General features: G+C 65.5%; 18 protein-coding genes. 7 read left to right on the top strand and 11 right to left on the bottom strand.

All coding sequences use genetic code 11. From position 1 onward, the window contains the following. Positions 1 to 27: 27 nt before the first annotated feature. The 4 genes from KWG56_RS07630 to radA are packed head-to-tail and all read right to left on the bottom strand — an operon-like array spanning position 28 to position 4,369. The gene (locus tag KWG56_RS07630; protein WP_219354324.1) at positions 28 to 780 is read right to left on the bottom strand and encodes an SDR family NAD(P)-dependent oxidoreductase; all 753 of its coding nucleotides are present in this window, start codon (positions 778 to 780) and stop codon (positions 28 to 30) included. 60 nt (positions 781 to 840) lie between these two features. Next, entirely contained in the window at positions 841 to 2,346 is a 1,506-nt protein-coding gene (gene purF / locus KWG56_RS07625; protein WP_219354323.1) for an amidophosphoribosyltransferase, read from the bottom strand. 27 nt (positions 2,347 to 2,373) lie between these two features. Then, positions 2,374 to 2,970, bottom strand: a complete 597-nt coding sequence (locus KWG56_RS07620) for a CvpA family protein (RefSeq protein WP_219354322.1) — start codon at positions 2,968 to 2,970, stop codon at positions 2,374 to 2,376. A 28-nt stretch (positions 2,971 to 2,998) separates the two neighbouring features. Next, entirely contained in the window at positions 2,999 to 4,369 is a 1,371-nt protein-coding gene (gene radA / locus KWG56_RS07615; protein WP_219354321.1) for a DNA repair protein RadA, read from the bottom strand. A gap of 192 nt (positions 4,370 to 4,561) precedes the next feature. Between radA and KWG56_RS07610 the strand changes: the two genes are divergently transcribed. Further along, positions 4,562 to 5,188: a Yip1 family protein gene (locus KWG56_RS07610; protein WP_219354320.1), complete on the top strand. Its 627-nt coding sequence runs from the start codon at positions 4,562 to 4,564 to the stop codon at positions 5,186 to 5,188. On the opposite strand, the gene alr is transcribed toward KWG56_RS07610, so the two are convergent. Next, a complete protein-coding gene (gene alr / locus KWG56_RS07605) occupies positions 5,182 to 6,219 on the bottom strand; it encodes an alanine racemase (protein WP_219354319.1) in 1,038 nt (345 codons plus the stop codon). The two genes, KWG56_RS07610 and alr, sit on opposite strands and share 7 nt — an antisense overlap. A 39-nt stretch (positions 6,220 to 6,258) precedes the next feature. Then, positions 6,259 to 6,813: a TetR/AcrR family transcriptional regulator gene (locus tag KWG56_RS07600; protein WP_219354318.1), complete on the bottom strand. Its 555-nt coding sequence runs from the start codon at positions 6,811 to 6,813 to the stop codon at positions 6,259 to 6,261. Positions 6,814 to 6,972: 159 nt separating this feature from the next. Between KWG56_RS07600 and KWG56_RS07595 the strand changes: the two genes are divergently transcribed. Together KWG56_RS07595 and KWG56_RS07590 are read left to right on the top strand one after the other, a co-directional pair. Next, positions 6,973 to 7,710, top strand: coding sequence for an SDR family NAD(P)-dependent oxidoreductase (locus tag KWG56_RS07595; protein WP_201100294.1), 738 nt, complete (start codon positions 6,973 to 6,975; stop codon positions 7,708 to 7,710). A 75-nt stretch (positions 7,711 to 7,785) separates the two neighbouring features. Further along, on the top strand, positions 7,786 to 8,208 hold the full coding sequence (locus tag KWG56_RS07590) for an organic hydroperoxide resistance protein (protein WP_219354317.1): 423 nt from the start codon (positions 7,786 to 7,788) through the stop codon (positions 8,206 to 8,208). Positions 8,209 to 8,235: 27 nt separating this feature from the next. Here the strand turns inward: KWG56_RS07590 and KWG56_RS07585 are convergent, their stop codons facing one another. The 5 genes from KWG56_RS07585 to rpsF all read right to left on the bottom strand — a co-directional run bounded on the left by KWG56_RS07585 (position 8,236) and on the right by rpsF (position 13,987). Further along, on the bottom strand, positions 8,236 to 9,726 hold the full coding sequence (locus KWG56_RS07585; protein WP_201100296.1) for a replicative DNA helicase: 1,491 nt from the start codon (positions 9,724 to 9,726) through the stop codon (positions 8,236 to 8,238). Positions 9,727 to 9,915: 189 nt separating this feature from the next. Further along, positions 9,916 to 12,357, bottom strand: coding sequence for a TonB-dependent receptor plug domain-containing protein (locus tag KWG56_RS07580; protein ID WP_219354316.1), 2,442 nt, complete (start codon positions 12,355 to 12,357; stop codon positions 9,916 to 9,918). A gap of 366 nt (positions 12,358 to 12,723) precedes the next feature. Then, on the bottom strand, positions 12,724 to 13,308 hold the full coding sequence (gene rplI / locus KWG56_RS07575; protein WP_201100298.1) for a 50S ribosomal protein L9: 585 nt from the start codon (positions 13,306 to 13,308) through the stop codon (positions 12,724 to 12,726). A gap of 1 nt (position 13,309) precedes the next feature. Beyond that, entirely contained in the window at positions 13,310 to 13,588 is a 279-nt protein-coding gene (gene rpsR, locus KWG56_RS07570; RefSeq protein WP_054766014.1) for a 30S ribosomal protein S18, read from the bottom strand. Between the two features lie 12 nt (positions 13,589 to 13,600). Next, on the bottom strand, positions 13,601 to 13,987 hold the full coding sequence (rpsF, locus tag KWG56_RS07565) for a 30S ribosomal protein S6 (RefSeq protein WP_201100299.1): 387 nt from the start codon (positions 13,985 to 13,987) through the stop codon (positions 13,601 to 13,603). Positions 13,988 to 14,339: 352 nt separating this feature from the next. On the opposite strand from rpsF, the gene KWG56_RS07560 reads away from it, so the two are divergent. The 4 genes from KWG56_RS07560 to KWG56_RS07545 all read left to right on the top strand — a co-directional run bounded on the left by KWG56_RS07560 (position 14,340) and on the right by KWG56_RS07545 (position 17,891). After that, on the top strand, positions 14,340 to 15,932 hold the full coding sequence (locus tag KWG56_RS07560; RefSeq protein WP_219354315.1) for a carboxyl transferase domain-containing protein: 1,593 nt from the start codon (positions 14,340 to 14,342) through the stop codon (positions 15,930 to 15,932). Between the two features lie 108 nt (positions 15,933 to 16,040). After that, positions 16,041 to 16,541 carry a hypothetical protein gene (locus KWG56_RS07555; RefSeq protein ID WP_219354314.1) on the top strand — a complete coding sequence of 167 codons (501 nt, stop codon included), beginning with the start codon at positions 16,041 to 16,043 and terminating at the stop codon, positions 16,539 to 16,541. A 5-nt stretch (positions 16,542 to 16,546) separates the two neighbouring features. After that, positions 16,547 to 16,990, top strand: coding sequence for a hypothetical protein (locus KWG56_RS07550; protein ID WP_219354313.1), 444 nt, complete (start codon positions 16,547 to 16,549; stop codon positions 16,988 to 16,990). Between the two features lie 4 nt (positions 16,991 to 16,994). Further along, positions 16,995 to 17,891 carry an enoyl-CoA hydratase-related protein gene (locus KWG56_RS07545; protein ID WP_201100303.1) on the top strand — a complete coding sequence of 299 codons (897 nt, stop codon included), beginning with the start codon at positions 16,995 to 16,997 and terminating at the stop codon, positions 17,889 to 17,891. The last annotated feature ends 1 nt before the right edge of the window (position 17,892 follow it).

Here is a 17,892-nt window from a genome sequence, read left to right as displayed (position 1 = left end):
GTGCGGCTGATCTCCCGTTTCGGCGCCTCAGATCAGGGCTTCGATCGAGGGGCCGGATTTCCACTCCTGAAACTTGATGGTCAGGGGCGGCGTGGCGTCTGTGCGGACCAGGTCGACGACCATAGGGCCGATTTCTGATGGATGGGGCAGAACCGACGGGTCTTCACCCGGATAGGCCTGGGCGCGCATGGCCGTGCGCATCCGGCCCGGATCGACGATGCTGACGCGAACGGGGGTGCTTTCGATCTCGTCGGCCCAGGCCTTCACCAGCGCCTCAGCCCCGGCCTTGGTCGCGGCGTACATGCCCCAGAAGGCGCGGGGATTGGCCGCCACGCTGGTGGTGAAGTGAACGGCCCGGCCGGCGTCAGAGGCGCGCAGCAGCGGCTCCAGCGAGCGGATCAGGCGATAGACGGCCGTGAAGTTGGTCTTCTCGATCTTTGCGAACTCACGTGGGTCGGCGTGGGACACCGGCGTCAGGCCTGACGGTCCCATGGTCGCGGCGGCGTGGACCCAGATGTCCAGCTTCTTGAAGCGTTCGAAGATGGCGCCGCCCAGACGGTCGATGGCGCCGCCGTCCACCAGATCGAACGGCACCAGGGTCGCGTGCTTGCCCGTGGCGGCGAAGATCGCGTCGTCCAGTTCCTCCAGGCCGCCTTGGGTGCGGGCGGTGGCGACGACATGGGCGCCAGCCTTGGCCAGCGCTAGCGCGCTTTCATAGCCGATGCCGCGCGAGGCGCCGACGACAAGGGCGATACGGTCGTTCAGAGGAAGATCGGACATGGGGCCTGATAGCGCGGCCTTGACCGTAAGGCCAAGCGCCGCGCGCGCGTCAGGTTCGCTTTATGCGCTGACCAGCAGGGAAAGCTGCTTGGCGCCGAACTCCCGACCGCCTTCCTCGATCTCGCGATCCAGCAGGCGGGTGGGGTAGTCGCCGGTGAAATAGTGGTCGGTGAACTGGGGATGTGCGTTGTTGCGGCCCGTTTCGCCCATGGCTCGGTACAGGCCGTCGATCGACAGGAAGCCCAGCGAATCGACCTCCAGCATCTCGCGCATTTCCTCCAACGTCTTGTTGGCGGCGAGCAGTTGCGCCCGTTCGGGCATGTCGATGCCGTAGAAGTCGGGGAACAGGATCTGGGGGCTGGCCGAACGCAGGTGAACCTCCTTGGCGCCCGCCGCGCGCACGGCGCGGACCAGCTTGACCGAGGTTGTGCCGCGCACGATGGAGTCGTCGATCAGGACGACGCGCTTGCCCTCCAGCGCCGCCTTGTTGGGGCTGTGCTTCATGCGCACGCCCTTCTGACGGGCGCCCTGACTGGGCTGGATGAAGGTGCGGCCCAGATAGTGGCTGCGGATGATGCCCATTTCGTAGGGAATGCCGCTTTCCTGAGCATAGCCCAGGGCCGCCGGAACGCCCGAGTCGGGCACCGGCACGACGATGTCGGCCTCGACGCCCAGTTCGCGGGCCAGACCCCGGCCCATCTCCTTGCGGACCTCATAGACCGAGCGGCCGTTCACGACCGAATCCGGACGTGAGAAATAGACGTATTCGAACAGGCAGGGGCGGGCCGCGCGGGCCGGGAAGGGCTTCATCGAGCGCAGGCCGTTCTTGTCGATGACCACGACTTCGCCGTGTTCGACATCGCGCACGAAGGTGGCGCCCATCATGTCCAGGGCGCAGGTTTCGGACGCCAGCACCCAGGCCTCGCCGATCTGCCCCAGAACCAGCGGGCGGATGCCCAGGGGGTCGCGCGCGCCGATCATCTTGTAGCGGGTCTGGGCGACCAGGGCGTAGCCGCCCTCGATGCGCGCCAGGGCGTCGATGAAGCGGTCGACGATCTTGGCCTTACGGCTGCGGGCGATCAGGTGAAGGATGACTTCCGAATCCGAGGTGGACTGGAAGATGGCGCCTTCGCTGACCAGTTGGCTGTGAAGGAATTTGAAGTTGGTCAGGTTGCCGTTGTGGGCCAGGGCGATGCCGCCCTGATCCAGATCGGCGAACATGGGCTGGATGTTGCGCAGGAAGCTGCCGCCTGCGGTCGAATAACGGGTGTGACCCACAGCCGCGCGGCCCGGCATCCGTTTGGTCAGGTCGCCGCCGCCGAAGGCCTCGCCCACCAGACCCTGATGACGCTCGGTGTAGAAGCGTTCGTCCTTGATGCTGGCGATGCCGCAGGCTTCCTGGCCGCGATGCTGCAGAGCGTGCAGGCCCAGGGCGACGATGGCCGAGCCTTCGTCCTCGTCCGCGCCCCAGACGCCGCAGACGCCGCACTCAAGTCGGAGCTGGTCATCCTCCGGCTCACGCCAGTGTTCGCGGTGGACGACGGGATCGGCGATATGATGGCGCATCGTAGGGCTCCGATGACCGGGGGAAACTTAATGGGCGGCTTCGCGGCGCGAGTTAGTCTTGGAATGCGTCGGGGGCAAGGCTTCGTCGTCGGAAAACCCTCTGCGTACCGAGGAATCGACCACGGGCGTGATCGCATCGGCGCCTTTGCCGATTCCGGGCAGGATGATCTGGATGGCGCGGGCCCCCACGGCGCTGACCTTGTAGAAGGTCGCCTGCGACAGCCAGCGCGGGGTCTGTTCGCCCGGCAGGGCCGCAACGATCACCAGGTGAACCGCACCGATCAGCAGGACGGCGCGGCCGCTGCCGACCAGAAGGCCGAACAGGCGGTCGGCGAACCCTAGGGCTGGATTGTTCTGGGCGCTCTTGGAGATCATCGACCCGATCAGACGCAGGCCGAAATAGATGACGAAGAAGGTGACGACCGCCGCAAGTATGGTCCCAGCCCAGTCCGGATTGACCAGCGCCCGCCCCGGAATCGCCGTCCACGGCAGGGTGATCAGGGCGACCAGCGCCGCCAGCGCCGCGCTGAGCAGGGTGATGACTTCGCGCACGCCCCCGCGCAGCCACCCGGCGGCGGCCGAGAACAGCAGGACGATGATGATGAAGACGTCGTAGCCGGTCACGTTGGCCTGGGCGGTTGTTGCAGGACAGCTAGTAGCGGTTCTGGGAGATTCGTTCGACCACATCATTCAGGCGGGTTACGGACGTGACCTTGACCCCCTTGGTCTTGGCCTGAAGCGTGGGGCCGAGCACCTGATCAAAGCCCAGCTTCTGCGCCTCTCGCAGCCGCGCCTCGGCGCGACCCACGCTGCGGACTTCGCCCGACAGGCCAATCTCGCCGAAGACCACACAGCCCTGCGGCAGGGAGACGCCGGTCGCCGAACTGATCAGGGCCGCCGCGGCCGCCAAATCCGCCGCGGGTTCATTGATGCGCAAGCCGCCCGCAACGTTCAGATAAACGTCCTGATCGCCGAAGCCGAAGCCGCAGCGCGCCTCCAGCACGGCCAGCACCATGGCCAGACGCCCTGTCTCCCAGCCGATGACCGCCCGGCGCGGCGTGCCATAGGCCGACTTGGACACCAGCGCCTGCATTTCGACCAGCACGGGGCGGGAGCCCTCGATCCCGGCGAAAACGGCGGCGCCCGGTGCGCGCTCCTTGCCCTCGCCCAGGAACAGGGCGGACGGATTGGCCACTTCGCGCAGACCGCTGTCGCCCATTTCGAACACGCCGATCTCGTCCGTGGCGCCGAAACGGTTCTTGCCCGCGCGCAGGATGCGGAACGGATAGCCGCGCTCGCCCTCGAAGGTCATGACGGCGTCGACCAGGTGTTCGACCACGCGAGGGCCTGCGACTTGCCCGTCCTTGGTGACGTGGCCGACCAGGACGATGGCGGGGCCGTCATTCTTGGCCAGACGCACCAGTTCGCTGGCGCAGGCGCGCACCTGGGTGATGGAGCCCGGGCCGCTGTCATGGACGTCCGACCACAGGGTCTGGACGGAATCGATGATGACGATGTCGAACTTGTCGCGTTTCAGGGTGCCGAGAATGTCGCGCAGGGCCGTCGCCGCCGCCAGATTGACCGGCGCATCCGCCAAACCCATCCGCTTGGCCCGCGCGCGGATCTGCTCAACCGCCTCTTCGCCTGAGATATAGGCCACGCGCGCGCCGCGCAGCGCCGCCTTGGCCGCCACTTCCAGCAACAGGGTGGACTTGCCCACGCCGGGATCGCCGCTGAGCAGTATGGCCGATCCCGGCACCACGCCGCCGCCGCAGACGCGATCGAATTCGGCGACGCCGGTTGTTATGCGCGGGGGTTCCGGCGTGTCGGACTGAAGGGTCTCGAACTGGATGCCGCGACCGCGCGCCGCCGCCGACGCCGAGGGCTTGATCGCGCCGGGCGGGGCGGATTTGCTCTCTTCGCTCAGGGTGTTCCACTGGCCGCAGGACGAACATTGTCCCGACCATTTGCCGTGAACCGTGCCGCAGGACTGACAGACGTAAAGAACAGAATCGCGAGCCATGAGCTTCCTTAGCAGACCGGGCGATTGGACCGCCTGTCTGACGGCGTTTGCGGTTTATCCACGCCACTCTCGGACGTACACGCAACCTTTGCCTTGGGTGGGTATTGAGACTTTGTCGCACAAGCGCTTGCTTCTTGATGTGACGTAACGTCAATATTCAACATCGCATCCCCATAAAGGCCTGCCACACCTATGTCCGACTCGTCGCAACCCGCCGTAAATCCGGCGCTCGTCGCCCGCGTAAAGGGCATCCTGCTTCAGCCCAAGCTGGAGTGGCAGGTCATTGATCGTGAGTTCGCCACGACCAAGAGCCTCTATACGGGCTATGCCATGATCCTGGCGGCGATCGCACCGATCGCCACCCTGATCGCCAGCCTGGTCTTCCTGCATCAAGGCATCGTCGGCGCCCTGATCCTGGCGATCCTGTCCTATGTGCTGGGTCTGGCCGGCGTCTTCATTCTGGGCGTCATCATCAACGCTCTGGCCTCCAGCTTCGGCGCCACGCCCAATCCGGTCCAGGCTCAGAAACTGGCTGTCTATGCCTATACGGCGGCCTGGGTCGCGGGCATCGCCAACCTGATTCCGGTTGCTGGCGGTTTGATCGCCTTGGTCGGCGCGATCTATAGCCTGGTCCTGCTGTTCTTTGGCCTGCCGATCCTGATGAAGGTGCCGGAGGACAAGAAGGTCGTCTATTACGTCGTGATCCTGCTGGCCGGCATTGTGCTGGGCGTGATCCTGGGCGCCATCGTCGGCGCTGTTGCTGCAATCTTCGTGCTCTCGACGGCCAGCGTCGCGGCGCTCAGCACCGGCGGTTACTGAGTATAGGCCCGCGGCACGCGCGTGGTGATCGAGGTCAGAAGCTCATAGCTGATGGTCCCGGCCGCCGCCGCTGCCGCATCCACCGGCCTGTTCGGGCCGAATAGCTCGGCCTTGTCGCCGACCGAGACATCCAGTCCGGTCACATCGACAGCACAGACGTCCATCGAGACCCGGCCCAGCAGCGGTCGGGTCTCGTTTGCGATCCAGACCTCGCCGCGCGGGCTGTAGGACCGCATCACGCCATCGGCATAACCTGTCGCCACCGTCGCCACCCGCACAGGGCGATCGGCGATGAAGCCGCGTCCGTAGCCGACGCTTTCGCCCGCAGGCACGTCCCGCACCTGCAGAACATCCGCCAGCAGGGTCGCCACCGGGGCGATGCGTGTGTCGGGCTTGCCCTCGGGCCCGCCGCCGAACAGGGCGACGCCGGGGCGGGCGGTGTCGAACTGGAAGTCACGGCCCAGGAAACAGCCGCTGGAGTTGGCGAACGAGCGGGTCACACCCGGATAGCGCTGGACAGAAACCGCAAACAGGTCGCGCTGCTGGCGGTTCATCGGATTGGCCGGTTCGTCGGCGCAGGCCAGGTGGGTCAGAACCAGCTCCAGCCCCGCGAACATCTCGGGCGCATCTTCGGGCCGGAAGCCGATGCGGTTCATGCCGGTGTCGATCTGCAATCCGCAGGCGCCGCCGCCCGCCGCCGCCCAGGCCGCCATCTGTGCGGGCTGGTTCAGGACGGGGCGCACGTTCGCCGCCTTCAGCGCGCCCGCGATTTCCCCGTGGCAGCCGTCCAGCACATAGATGGTCGGCTCTGAGCCCAGTGACGTCCTGAGCGCCAGCCCCTCGGCGGCGCGCGCCACAAAGAAGGTCCGGGCCCCTTCGGCCATCAACCGTTTTGCACAGGGTGCGGCGCCCAGCCCGTACCCGTCCGCCTTGACCACCGGATGCACTGGCACGCCGGTGAGGGCCTCCAGCGTATGATAGTTGCGCGCCAGAGCGTTCAGATCGACGGAGAGGACAGCGGGGGTCAGCATCCGCCCGTTATGCGCCAAGTTTCCCATGATGGAAGCGGTTTATGCCTGCGCGCTTCGGCCAAGGTGATGAAACAGGTCGTCGATGATCTGAGCCGGTTCAGGCACGTCCGTGCGTCCTGCCGCCAGATAATGCTGAATTGATCCCAGGGTAGTTGAGCGGATCAGATAGCTGAGGCGCTGCGGGTCGCCAGGGGGCAGGGCGCCGATCTGTTGATCGGCCTGCGTGGCGCGGGTGTAGATGACGTCCCAGCGCTCCATCGCCTGAAGCAAGTCTTCGCGCTCTCCATGCGGCCATTGCTGGATCAGAAGCCGAAACCGTTCGGTGTGTGTTAGCGCCCAGTTGGCGAATACAAGCGTCAGGGCCTGTACGCTGAGGGGCGTTTCGGCGCGTTCGGCAGTCTGGCACATGGCCACGATCTCGCGCGCGATCAGGGCCTCCAGGATATCCTGCTTGCTGGAGAAATGGCGGTATGGCGCGTTGTGCGACACGCCGACGGCGGCGGCCACGTCGCGTAGCGTCACCGCGGTCGATCCTGCGCCATCCAGCAGAACGGCGGCCGCCGCCAACAGATCGTCAAACCGTGATGAAGCCATAGACCGCACCCTGCCGGACCATGTTGACAACGTCAACTTCGCTTCTCATGTTGACGTTGTCCACATGACGCTCGGGCTCCCCACCGCCGCCAGAAGGACGATTGTGAACCTGATTTCAGAGGCCTCGATGCGGCGCGGCCGCAGGGGCAGGAGAAGACCATGACCGGAAGACTTCAAGGCAAGGTGGCGATCGTGACGGGCGGGTCGCGCGGGCAGGGCGCCTCGCACGTTCGCGCCTTCATCAAGGAAGGCGCCAAGGTGGCCTTCACCGATGTTCGGGTCGAACTGGGCCAGGAGCTGGCCGCCGAACTGGGCGAGAACGCCCTGTTCATCCAGCACGATGTGTCGAACCCCCAGGACTGGGAGCGCGTGGTCGCCGAGACAGAGGCGGCGTTCGGTCCGGTCAGTGTTCTGGTCAACAACGCCGGCATCGTCCTGCTGAAGGAAATCGCGGACCTGACGTTCGAGGAATATTCGAAGGTCATCGCCGTGAACCAGAACAGCGTCTTTCTGGGCATGAAGACGGTGCTGCCGTCGATGCGCCGTGCGGGCGTCGGCTCCATCGTCAACGTCTCGTCGGCGGCGGTTTATCGCGGGGTGAAGGGCAACTCGGCCTACACCGCCGCCAAGATCGCCATTCACGGCCTCAGCCGCGTCGCCGCTCTGGAGTTCGCGGAAGAGAATATCCGCGTCAACACCGTCCTGCCCGGCATCATCCAGACCCCCATGGTGGACGAGCCCGATCCTGAGCGCGTCGCCGAAATCAACAGCCGCATTCCGGTCAAGCGTCTGGCGGACCCGCAGGAGGTCTCCAATATGATCGTCTATCTGGCCTCGGACGAAGCCAGCTACACCACGGCGGCGGAGATCACTGTCGATGGCGGCATAACCGCCTGATGCCCAGACCGCGCCGGACCGTTCAAAGGCGGACGGTTCGGCGCATCCTATTTGTTCCGCAGGGAGATGACGCGGATGAAGACCCTCTATTCAACCACAGTGAACGTCGTCGGCGGCCGTAATGGCGCGGCGCTCAGCGATGACGGCTTTCTGGATCTGAAACTGGCGCAACCGGCGGCCATTGGCGGACGCGGTAATGCGACCAACCCGGAACAACTGTTCGCGGCGGGCTATGCCGGATGTTTCGGCAGCGCGGTGATCCATGTAGCGGGGCGCAAGCACAAGGTTGCAGACGATCAGGTCGCGATCGCCGCCTCGGTCGGTCTGAACCAGCAGGATGACGGCGGCGTGGCCTTGTCGGTGGCGCTGGCGGTCACCATCACCGGCGTCGACCAACAGACCGCCGAATCCATCGTCGAAGAGGCCCATCGCACCTGCCCCTATTCCAAGGCTGTGCGCGGCAATATTGACGTTCAGATCACCGTCACTGCGGCCTGACGAACGGACAGGGCGGCGTGCGCCGCCCTATTCGTAGCTGACTTCCTCATAGCCGTGCGCCAGGTTGCCGAAGCGGACGGTGTCGGCGTCGAAGGCCAGTTTGACGATGCCGATGGGGCCGTGGCGCTGCTTGCCGATGACGACCTCGGCCTGGCCCTGCAGGCGGTCCATGTCCTGCTGCCATTGCAGGTGCTCCTCGGTGCCTTCGCGCGGTTCGGCCCGGCCCAGGTAATAGCTTTCGCGATAGACGAACATCACGCAGTCGGCGTCCTGCTCGATAGAGCCGGATTCCCGCAGGTCGGACAGTTGCGGGCGCTTGTCGTCGCGCTGTTCGACCTGACGCGACAGCTGCGACAGGGCGATGATCGGCACCGACAACTCCTTGGCCAGGGCCTTCAGACCGCCGGTGATTTCGGACACTTCCTGCACGCGGTTCTTCTGGCCGCCGCCTTCGCCTGTCGTCACCAGCTGAAGGTAGTCGACGATGATCAGGTCAAGCCCATGCTCCATCCGCTTCAGGCGCCGTGCGCGGGCCGACAGCTTGGAGATGGAGATGCCGCCGGTGGCGTCGATGTAGAGGGGGCTTTCGCCGATCTCGACCGCCGCATCGCGCAGCTTGCCGAAGTCCGAGGCGTCGATCTCGCCCTTACGCAGCTTGTCTGATGACACGCCCGACGCATCGGCCAGAATACGCATGGCCAACTGTTCGGCGCTCATTTCCAGCGAGTAGAAGGCCACGACCCCGCCGTTGACGGTCTTGCGGCCCTCGGGCGTCGGCTCCCACTGATAGGCGCGGGCCACGTTGAAGGCCATGTTGGTGGCCAGTGCGGTCTTACCCATCGACGGACGTCCCGCCAGGATCAGAAGGTCAGAGGGGTGCAGGCCCCCCAGCTTGCGGTCCAGGTCGTTCAGGCCCGTGGCCAGACCCGCCAGCTTGCCTTCACGCTGATAGGCTTCCGCCGCCATCTGCACGGCGCCGGACAGGGCGTGCGAGAAACTGACGAAGCCGGATGACGGCTTGCCCGTTTCGGCCAGCGAATACAGGGTCTGTTCGGCCTGTTCGATCTGTTCGTCGGCGGGCGTCTCGGGGTTGGGCGCCTCCTTGATGATGTCGCCGCCAATGCGGATCAGATCGCGGCGCAGCGCCAGGTCATAGACCACGCGGGCATAGTCGGGGGCGTTGGCCGCGGGCGGCGCACGGTCCACCAGGTCGGCGAGGTAACGCAGGCCGCCGAACTCATGAAACGCCGGGTCCTGCTTGAAGCGCTCCATAAGGATGGTCGGCTCGGCCAGCATGCCCTGGCGGATGTGGTCCTCGATCGCTTCGAACAGGCGCTGGTGGAAAGGTTCGTAGAAATGGCTGCCGCGCAGGCGGTCGCTGAGGCGCTCGAACACCCCGTTGTCGAACATCAGCGAACCCAGCAGGGCCTGCTCGGCCTCCAGGTTGTGGGGCATCGAGCTGACGCTGACGGAATCCGACGGGGCGGACGAATAGGGCATGGGGGCGAAGGCGTTCATTGTCTTAACGCTTTACCCCTGACGCGCGTCTGCGTCAGATGGGGACGCGGACTAGACCGTGGACAGATCGTCCCCCCTGTGGGCGAACCGAATTTTCTCAATGAAGATCAGGCGGGGCAGACCCGTTCTTCACCAGAGAAAAAGGGCGCTCCGCAGAGCGCCCTTCGTCGTCCTGATCTGTGTGTCAGCTCACCATTTCACGCTCAGGCGAGCGTAGGCGTAACGGCCGTTGAAGCCGAACGGCGAGTAGTAGGGGAAGCCCAGAACCCCGTTGGACGTCAGGTCAGTGCCAGGGGCGGACGCCGCGTTGCTGATCGGCACATAGTCCGGATATTCGTCGAACAGATTGTCCACGCCGACGGTGACGCCGATCCGGTCGGTCAGTTGATAACGGCCTTCCAGATCAATGACCGTCTTGGCGCCGGTCGAATAATCGCCGCCGGGAGTCGAACCTGCCTGCAGCACGTCGCCATAGTAGGTGGCGCGAACCGTGGCGCCGAACTTGTTCAGGCCCCAGTCGGCGGCGGCCGAGACCTTGGTGTCGGGCGTCCCGTCTTCGATGGTCAGGATGCGCTGACGGGCGAACAGGGTCGGGACCGGGTTCAGCACCGACGATGAGTTCGGCAGCTTGTTGACCTTCACATCATTGAAGTTGGCGGCGACCGTGAAGTCGAAATCACCCAGGCGTTCGGTCGGCAGGCGATAGCGGCCCACGATGTCCACGCCTTCGGTCGAGGTCGAGACGCCGTTCAGGAAGAAGCGCGCAGCCTGGATGCCCAGCGGGTCAAGCAGCCCTGCGACCTGGGGTGAGAAGCTGCGGTTGATCAGTTCCGACAAAACGATCTGGTTGTCGATGTCGATCTTGTAGGCGTCGACCGTCAGGTCGAAGCGGCCCAGACGCAGCACGCCGCCCAACGAATAGTTGGTCGAGGTTTCGGCCTTCAGCGGGCGCGCGCCCAGGGCCGACGCCACCGCGCTGGTCGCCGGGAAGGTGCCGGTTTCAACCACGGCGCCGTTCTGGATCACCGACTGGGTCGAGGTGAAATACGACTGCTGCAGCGACGGCGCGCGGAAGCCTGTCGAGATCGAGCCGCGCAGGGCGAAGCTATGGTTGAAGTCATAGCGGGCCGAGAGCTTGCCTGTCTGGGTCGTGCCGAAGTCGGAATAGTCCTCGAAACGCACGGCTCCATCGACCGTCAGCTTGTCGGTCAGCGGGATTTCCACGTCGGCGTAGGCGGCGAAGTTGTTGCGATCGACATCGACTTCATTCGAGGGCTGGAAGCCCACGAAGCCCTGGGCGCCGCCAGCAAACCGGGTGTCCGCGCCCAGAGGGCCGCGGTTGTAGCTTTCAGGCTGGCCCGCCTTGATCTGATAGCTCTCCCAGCGTTGCTCCAGACCCCAGGCGAAGTTCAACGGACCGGCGGACAAGCCCACATCGAAGGCGCGGCTGAAGTCGGCGCCCAGCACCAGTTGGTCATAGATCAGGCTGCCGGAATCAAAGTCGGTCGGCGAGTTGGCGCCATAGGTCGAGTTCAGCGAATCCTTGGTGCGGAAGTCCAGGGCGTTGCGGCCATAGGTCAGGCTGATGTCGGCGTTCCACCCGGCCAGCTCACCGCGCAGGCCGCCGGCGACCGAGGCGTCCTTGGAGTTGATCGCCACCTTGGGCAGGAAGCCGTTGGGATAGATGGAAGCGACGTTGTTGATGTTGTCGGACAGGCGCGGGAAGGCGGCGCCGGTGCTGTCGCGGTCTTGATAACCCGCCCAGCCATAGGCCTTCCAGCCATTGCCCAGACCCTTGCCCGCATTGGCGAAGACCGTCCATTGCTCGACATCCGGGTCGCCGAACCGGGCGGTGATCCCGCCATTGGCGGCGGGGCGGGGGTCATAGTCCGCGCGGTTGGTGCTGTCGCGGTTCAGATACTCGGCTGACAGAGTCAGGAAGCCGTCGTCGCCCAGCGCAAAGCCCTGCCAGGCGGATGCGGTCACGGTGGCGCCGTCGTGTTCGTCGCGCTCGCCGCGCGCGGTCTTCACGGTGGTCAGATACTGGCCGTAGGTGACGCTGGCGCCGCCGCCGCTGGAGGCTTCCTTCAGGCGCAGGTTCACGACCCCGGCGATGGCGTCCGAACCATATTGAGCCGAGGCGCCGTCACGCAGCACTTCGACCCGGTCCAGAGCGCCTGTCGGGATGGTGTTCAGATCGACCGCAGCCGAGCCCCGCCCGACCGTGCCGTTGACATTGACCAGGGCGGAGGCGTGACGCCGCGTGCCGTTGACCAGAACCAGAGTCTGATCCGGCGACAGGCCGCGCAGGGTGATGGGGCGAACCGAGTCCGTACCGTCATTGGCGGACGGGCGCTGGAAGGTCAGGGACGGGATGGCCTGGGCCAGAGCCGTCGCGAACTCGGTCGTGCCGGTCTTCTGCAGGTTCTGGGCCGTCACCACGTCGACGGGCGCCAGGGTGTCGAGGCGCGAACGGTTCGGCGCCCGGGTGCCGGTGACGACGATGTCGCTGACGGTCTCGGCGGATTGTTCGGTGGATTGGGCGAAGGCGGGCGCTGCGGTCAGCAGGGCGATGGCTGAGGCGGTGGCGAACAGAACGGGGGAGGCGTTCCGGACAGGGGGGATGCGCATTGGAGAGATTTCCTGATGTTTTGTTATTGGCGCGTTGGGCGCACGCCGTCGCCTTTGGCGTCCGGCGTTTTGAAGGCGGCAGTTTGACGGTGCGATTGACGGCTCAGCCGCGACATCGCCTGCCGACTGCCGACCACGCCTTGTTCGGCGGGCCGTTTAGCATGGGGGTCTCCGTCCGCGAGAAAGGGGGGAGGGGGCTCGCGGTCATCGCCATATCAAGGGCGCGATCATGGCGGGGTCAATCAGGCGGGCGGCGACTTCTGCTATAGGCGGATTTAGGAAATCTAATGGATCCCGGATGTGACGCAGCAAAAAGGGCGCGTCCCTTGCGGAACGCGCCCCTCATGTCTTGCTGATCCGGTGGGATCAGGCTTCGTCGCCGAAGCCTTCTTGTTGACCGGCGCCGCCTTCGATGAGTTCCTGGGCCGATTGCTCGGCGGCCTGGCGCTCATTGTCGAACTGGCTGCGGATCACGTCTTCGCCCTTGGCTTGACGCTCAGCTTCATCGGCCGAACGGGCGATGTTGATCTTGACCACAGCGCGGACTTCGGCGTGCAGGCGAACCGGCACTTCGTGAACGCCCAGGGTCTTGATCGCCGTGTTCAGGACGACTTGCGAACGCTCGACCTTGCCGCCTTCAGCCTGGATGGCTTCGGCGACGTCGCGGCCGGCGACCGATCCGTACAGTTGGCCGGTTTCACCAGCCTGACGGATCATGACGTAGGTCTGGCCGTCGATCTTGTCGGCGACCTTCTGTGCGTCGGACTTGTTCTTCTCGTTGCGCTGCTCGATGGCGGCGCGGTCGAGTTCGAACGCCTTCAGGTTGGCGGCGGTGGCCCGGCGGGCCTTGTCGCGCGGCAGAAGGAAGTTGCGGGCGAAGCCGTCCTTGACAGTGACGACGTCGCCGATGGCGCCGAGGTTATCGACGCGTTCCAGCAGAACGACCTTCATCTTACTTCACCACGTACGGCAGGAGGGCCAGATAGCGGGCGCGTTTGATGGCCTTGGCCAGTTCACGCTGCTTCTTCTGGGAGACGGCGGTGATGCGCGAAGGCACGATCTTGCCGCGTTCGGAAACGTAACGCTGCAGCAGCTTCACGTCCTTGTAGTCGATCTTCGGCGCATTGGCGCCCGAGAACGGGCAGACCTTGCGGCGACGATAGAAGGGGCGGCGGCCGGCCGAGCCGGAGCCGGCCGGAGCGCCCGGGGTCGGGGCGGTTGTATCGGTCATGTTCCGGGTTCCTTATTCGGCGTCGGCGGCGGCGTCTTCGCGCGGCGTGCGCTCGCGCTCACGCTCGCGTTCACGCTCGCGGCGGGCCAGCAGGGGCGACAGTTCCAGGTCGAGTTCCTCGACGCGGACGGTCAGCCAACGCAGCACGTCTTCGTTGATGCCCAGCTGACGCTCGACTTCGGCCATGGCGGCCGGAGGGGCGTCGACGGCCAGCAGCGAATAGTGAGCCTTGCGGTTCTTCTTCACGCGGTACGTCAGGTTGCGCAGACCCCAGTATTCGATCTTGGCGACCGAGCCGCCACCGGCGACGATCAGATCCTTGATGGTGTCATTCAGCGCTTCGGCCTGTTGCGCCGAGATGTCCTGGCGCGTCATGACCGTGTGCTCGTAAAGAGCCATGCGGTAGTCTCCCTTGTGGGCATCGGCGCGGCAACGACCGGGTAAGTCGATCCCACGATGGCTCCTGGCGCGGCGGCGGGACCGATTGTCCAACCCTTTGGCGTTCCGCGACAGGACCGAAGCCCTGGAAAGGCGGGGCCTATAGGCGAAAAGGGGCGGGGAGGCAAGGTTGCGCCGGTCTGGCGGCGGTTCCTCGCACATAATCATGCGATCCGGCTCGAAAATGCGCGTTCAAGAGCTTTGCTGCAATATATGGACGGCGCGTGGCCGTCTGCTGCGGTCATCCTGCTATTTGGGATGCGGATGAGGAAGGGCTTTTCCCGGCGGCCAGACCTGCTTACACCTTACGTCCATGCCGAAGCTGACATCCGCGGTCGATCCGCAAAGCCCGCAATACAAGTCCCTGCACGCGCATAACAGCGCCCTGGTCGCAGAACTGCGCGACCATGTGGCCAAGGCGGCGCGGGGCGGTTCCGACAAGTCGCGAGAGCGCCATGTGGCGCGTGGCAAGCTGTTGCCGCGTGATCGGGTCGAACGGCTGCTGGATCCCGGCTCGCCCTTCCTTGAGCTCGGGCAGCTGGCGGCGGGCGGCATGTACGGCGACGAGGCGCCGGGTGCGGGCGTCATCGCGGGCGTTGGCCGTGTCTCGGGCCGCGAGGTCATGGTCGTCGCCAACGACCCGACGGTGAAGGGCGGCGCCTATTTCCCTATGACGGTGAAGAAGCATCTGCGCGCGCAGGAGATCGCCGAGCAGAACAATCTGCCCTGCGTCTATCTGGTCGATTCCGGCGGGGCCAACCTGCCGCATCAGGCCGAGGTGTTTCCCGACCGTGACCACTTCGGCCGCATCTTCTTCAATCAGGCGCGGATGAGCGCGCGTGGCATCGCCCAGATCGCCTGTGTGATGGGAAGCTGCACGGCGGGCGGCGCCTATGTCCCGGCCATGTCAGACGAGACGGTGATCGTGCGCAATCAGGGCACCATCTTCCTGGCCGGGCCGCCGCTGGTGAAGGCCGCCACGGGCGAGGTGATCTCGGCCGAGGAGCTGGGCGGGGCCGAAACCCACGGACGCAGGTCCGGCGTGGTCGACCATGTGGCCGAGAACGACGAGCACGCGCTTGAGATCGTGCGCTCCATCGTCGCCAATCTGAACACGACCAAGCCGATGCCGCTGGACGTGCGCGAGCCCAGGGCGCCCGCGTTCGACGCCGATGAACTGTACGGCCTGATCCCCGACGACGTGCGCGCCCCCTATGATGTGCGTGAGGTCATCGCCCGCGTGGTGGACGGGTCAGAGTTTGATGAGTTCAAGGCCCTGTACGGAACCACCCTGGTCTGCGGCTTCGCGCGCATCTGGGGCTATCCGGTCGCCATCCTGGCCAACAACGGCGTGCTGTTCTCCGAGAGCGCCCAGAAGGGGGCGCACTTCATCGAACTGGCCTGCAAGCGCAAGATCCCGCTGGTCTTCCTGCAGAACATCTCCGGCTTCATGGTCGGCGGCAAATATGAAGCGGGCGGCATCGCCAAGGACGGCGCCAAACTGGTGACGGCGGTGGCCAGCGCAGAGGTGCCCAAATTCACCGTCCTGATCGGCGGCAGCTTCGGCGCCGGGAACTATGGCATGTGCGGCCGGGCCTATTCGCCGCGCTTCCTGTTCACTTGGCCGAACAGCCGGATTTCGGTGATGGGCGGCGAGCAGGCGGCGTCGGTCCTGGCCACCGTTCACCGCGATGCGGACACCTGGACGCCGGATGAGGCCGAGGCCTTCAAGGCGCCGATCCGCCAGAAATATGAGGACGAGGGCAACCCCTATTACGCCACCGCCCGCCTTTGGGATGACGGGGTGATCGACCCGGCCCAGACGCGCGACGTGCTGGGTCTGGCCATCAGCGCCAGCCTGAATGCGCCCGTGCCCGACACCACCTTCGGCGTTTTCCGGATGTAATCGAGCGGGTTGAAATATGCACTGTTCAAAATCTGCTTGAAGAGAAACGCCGGGCCTGAGACTGTGGCCTCTCTGATCCTGAAGATCGAACGCTGGAAGGCCTGAATCATGAAGACGACTGTCACCGCAATCGCCCTGACTTCGGTTTTTTCGTTGGCTCTGGCGGCCTGCAATTCGCCCGCTGCGGACAAGCCTGCTGCGCCTGCGGACACCGCGCCGGTCGCGGAACAGGCGGCCCAGCAGCCCGCGTCTGCGCCGGTTTCGGCGGCGGAGGAAGAGGCCGCCATGGCTGGCCGGTCGGCGCGAGCGGTCTTCCCGGTCGGGTTCCGCGGCAACTGGGACTACAGCGACGACGGCTGCGCCAAGGATGAAAGCGGCACGCGGTTCGCCATCACTGAAAACCAGATCAAGGGTTACGAGGACACCTCGACCCTGACCGCGCTGGAAGCCCTGGATGACCTGACCATCCGCGTCGTCCTGGACAATCAGTCGTCAGACGGCGACGTGACCTTGACCCAGACGCTGCGCTTGTCGCCGGTGGCGGGCATCAACCTGCGGATTGAACAGAAGGGCGAGACCGTTCTGGCCCACCGTTGCGACAAGGTCTGATCCGGGTGAGGTCGATCCGCGTGGGTGCAGCGGTCCTGTCCGTGCTGGCGCTGGCCGCCTGCGAGGGGCGCGAGCCTGCGCCCCAAGCCGTTGCGTCGGAGCCTGCAGAGGTGGTCGCGCCGCCCAAGCCCGACGCCGCCGTCGCCTTGATCCCGCAGGCATTTCGCGGCGCATGGGCGACGGATCTGGCGGAATGCGCGGCCGAGGAGAGCACCGGAAAGATGAGCCTGGCCATCGACGCCAGGGACATCACCTATTCCGAAACATCTGACGCTGTGATCTCGGTCAACGAAATCGGACCTGAGCGCGTTAGGCTTACGGTCGATCATGACAATGACGGGGATGTTCGTCGTCTGGAACGCACCCTGACGCTGTCGAACGACCGACAGACGCTCAGTTTCAACTATGGCGACGAACCCCAGGTCGTCATTCGCTGCCCGCAAGGATAAGACCATGGCCGAAACGCCCAACGAAGCCGATCTGAACGCTCTGGACGTCACCGACGCCGAGGCGGCGGAGATCAATCGCATCTCGCACCCGCTGGTGGCCGATCCCGCGCCGGATGCGAACGATGATCTGGTGCAGATCGACTCGACCGTCGACGGGGTGGTCTTCGTCACCATCAACCGCCCGCACAAGAAGAACGCCTTTGACGCCGCCGTCATCGCAGCCCTGCATGAGGCGTTCGAAACCCTGCATGGCGCCGACCGGGTGCGGGCGGTCTTCATCCGCGGCGCTGGCGGCAACTTCAGCGCGGGCGCGGACCTGAACTGGATGCGCGACGCCGCCGACTGGTCCGAGAGCGACAACCGCGACGACGCACTGGGTCTGGCGCGGATGCTGAAGGCGCTGCATGACGTGCCGGCTCTGACGGTGGCTGTGGTCGAAGGCAACGCCATGGGGGGCGGCGCGGGTATCGTCGCCGCCTGCGACATGGCCGTGGCGGTCGACGGCGCGCGCTTCGCCTTCTCCGAGGTCAAGCTGGGCCTGATTCCGGCGACCATCGCCCCTTATGTCATAGAGGCCGTCGGCGCCCGCCGCGCCCGCCAACTGTTCCTGACCGGCAACAGCTTCGACGCCGACTATGCCGCCCATGCGGGCCTGATCGATCTGGTCCTGCCGGAAGGTTCGGTGGACGAGTTCATCTCCATGTTGACCGACAGCCTGTCAGGCAATGCGCCCGGCGCGATGGGCGACGCCAAGCGTCTGGTGAACGACATCGCCCATCACAAGCTGGACAACAGCCTGCTGGACGACACCGCCAAACGCATCGCGCGCGCACGGGTGTCGGCGGAAGGGCAGGAGGGCGTCCGCGCCTTCCTGGACAAGCGCAAGCCGAACTGGGCGTGAA

The sequence above is a fragment of the Brevundimonas nasdae genome (genome assembly GCF_019395145.1).
In the GTDB taxonomy this organism is placed as follows: Bacteria; Pseudomonadota; Alphaproteobacteria; order Caulobacterales; family Caulobacteraceae; genus Brevundimonas; species Brevundimonas nasdae.
The sequence above is the reverse complement of the archived record's forward strand: the minus strand, read 5'-3'. Positions and strand labels throughout refer to the sequence as shown.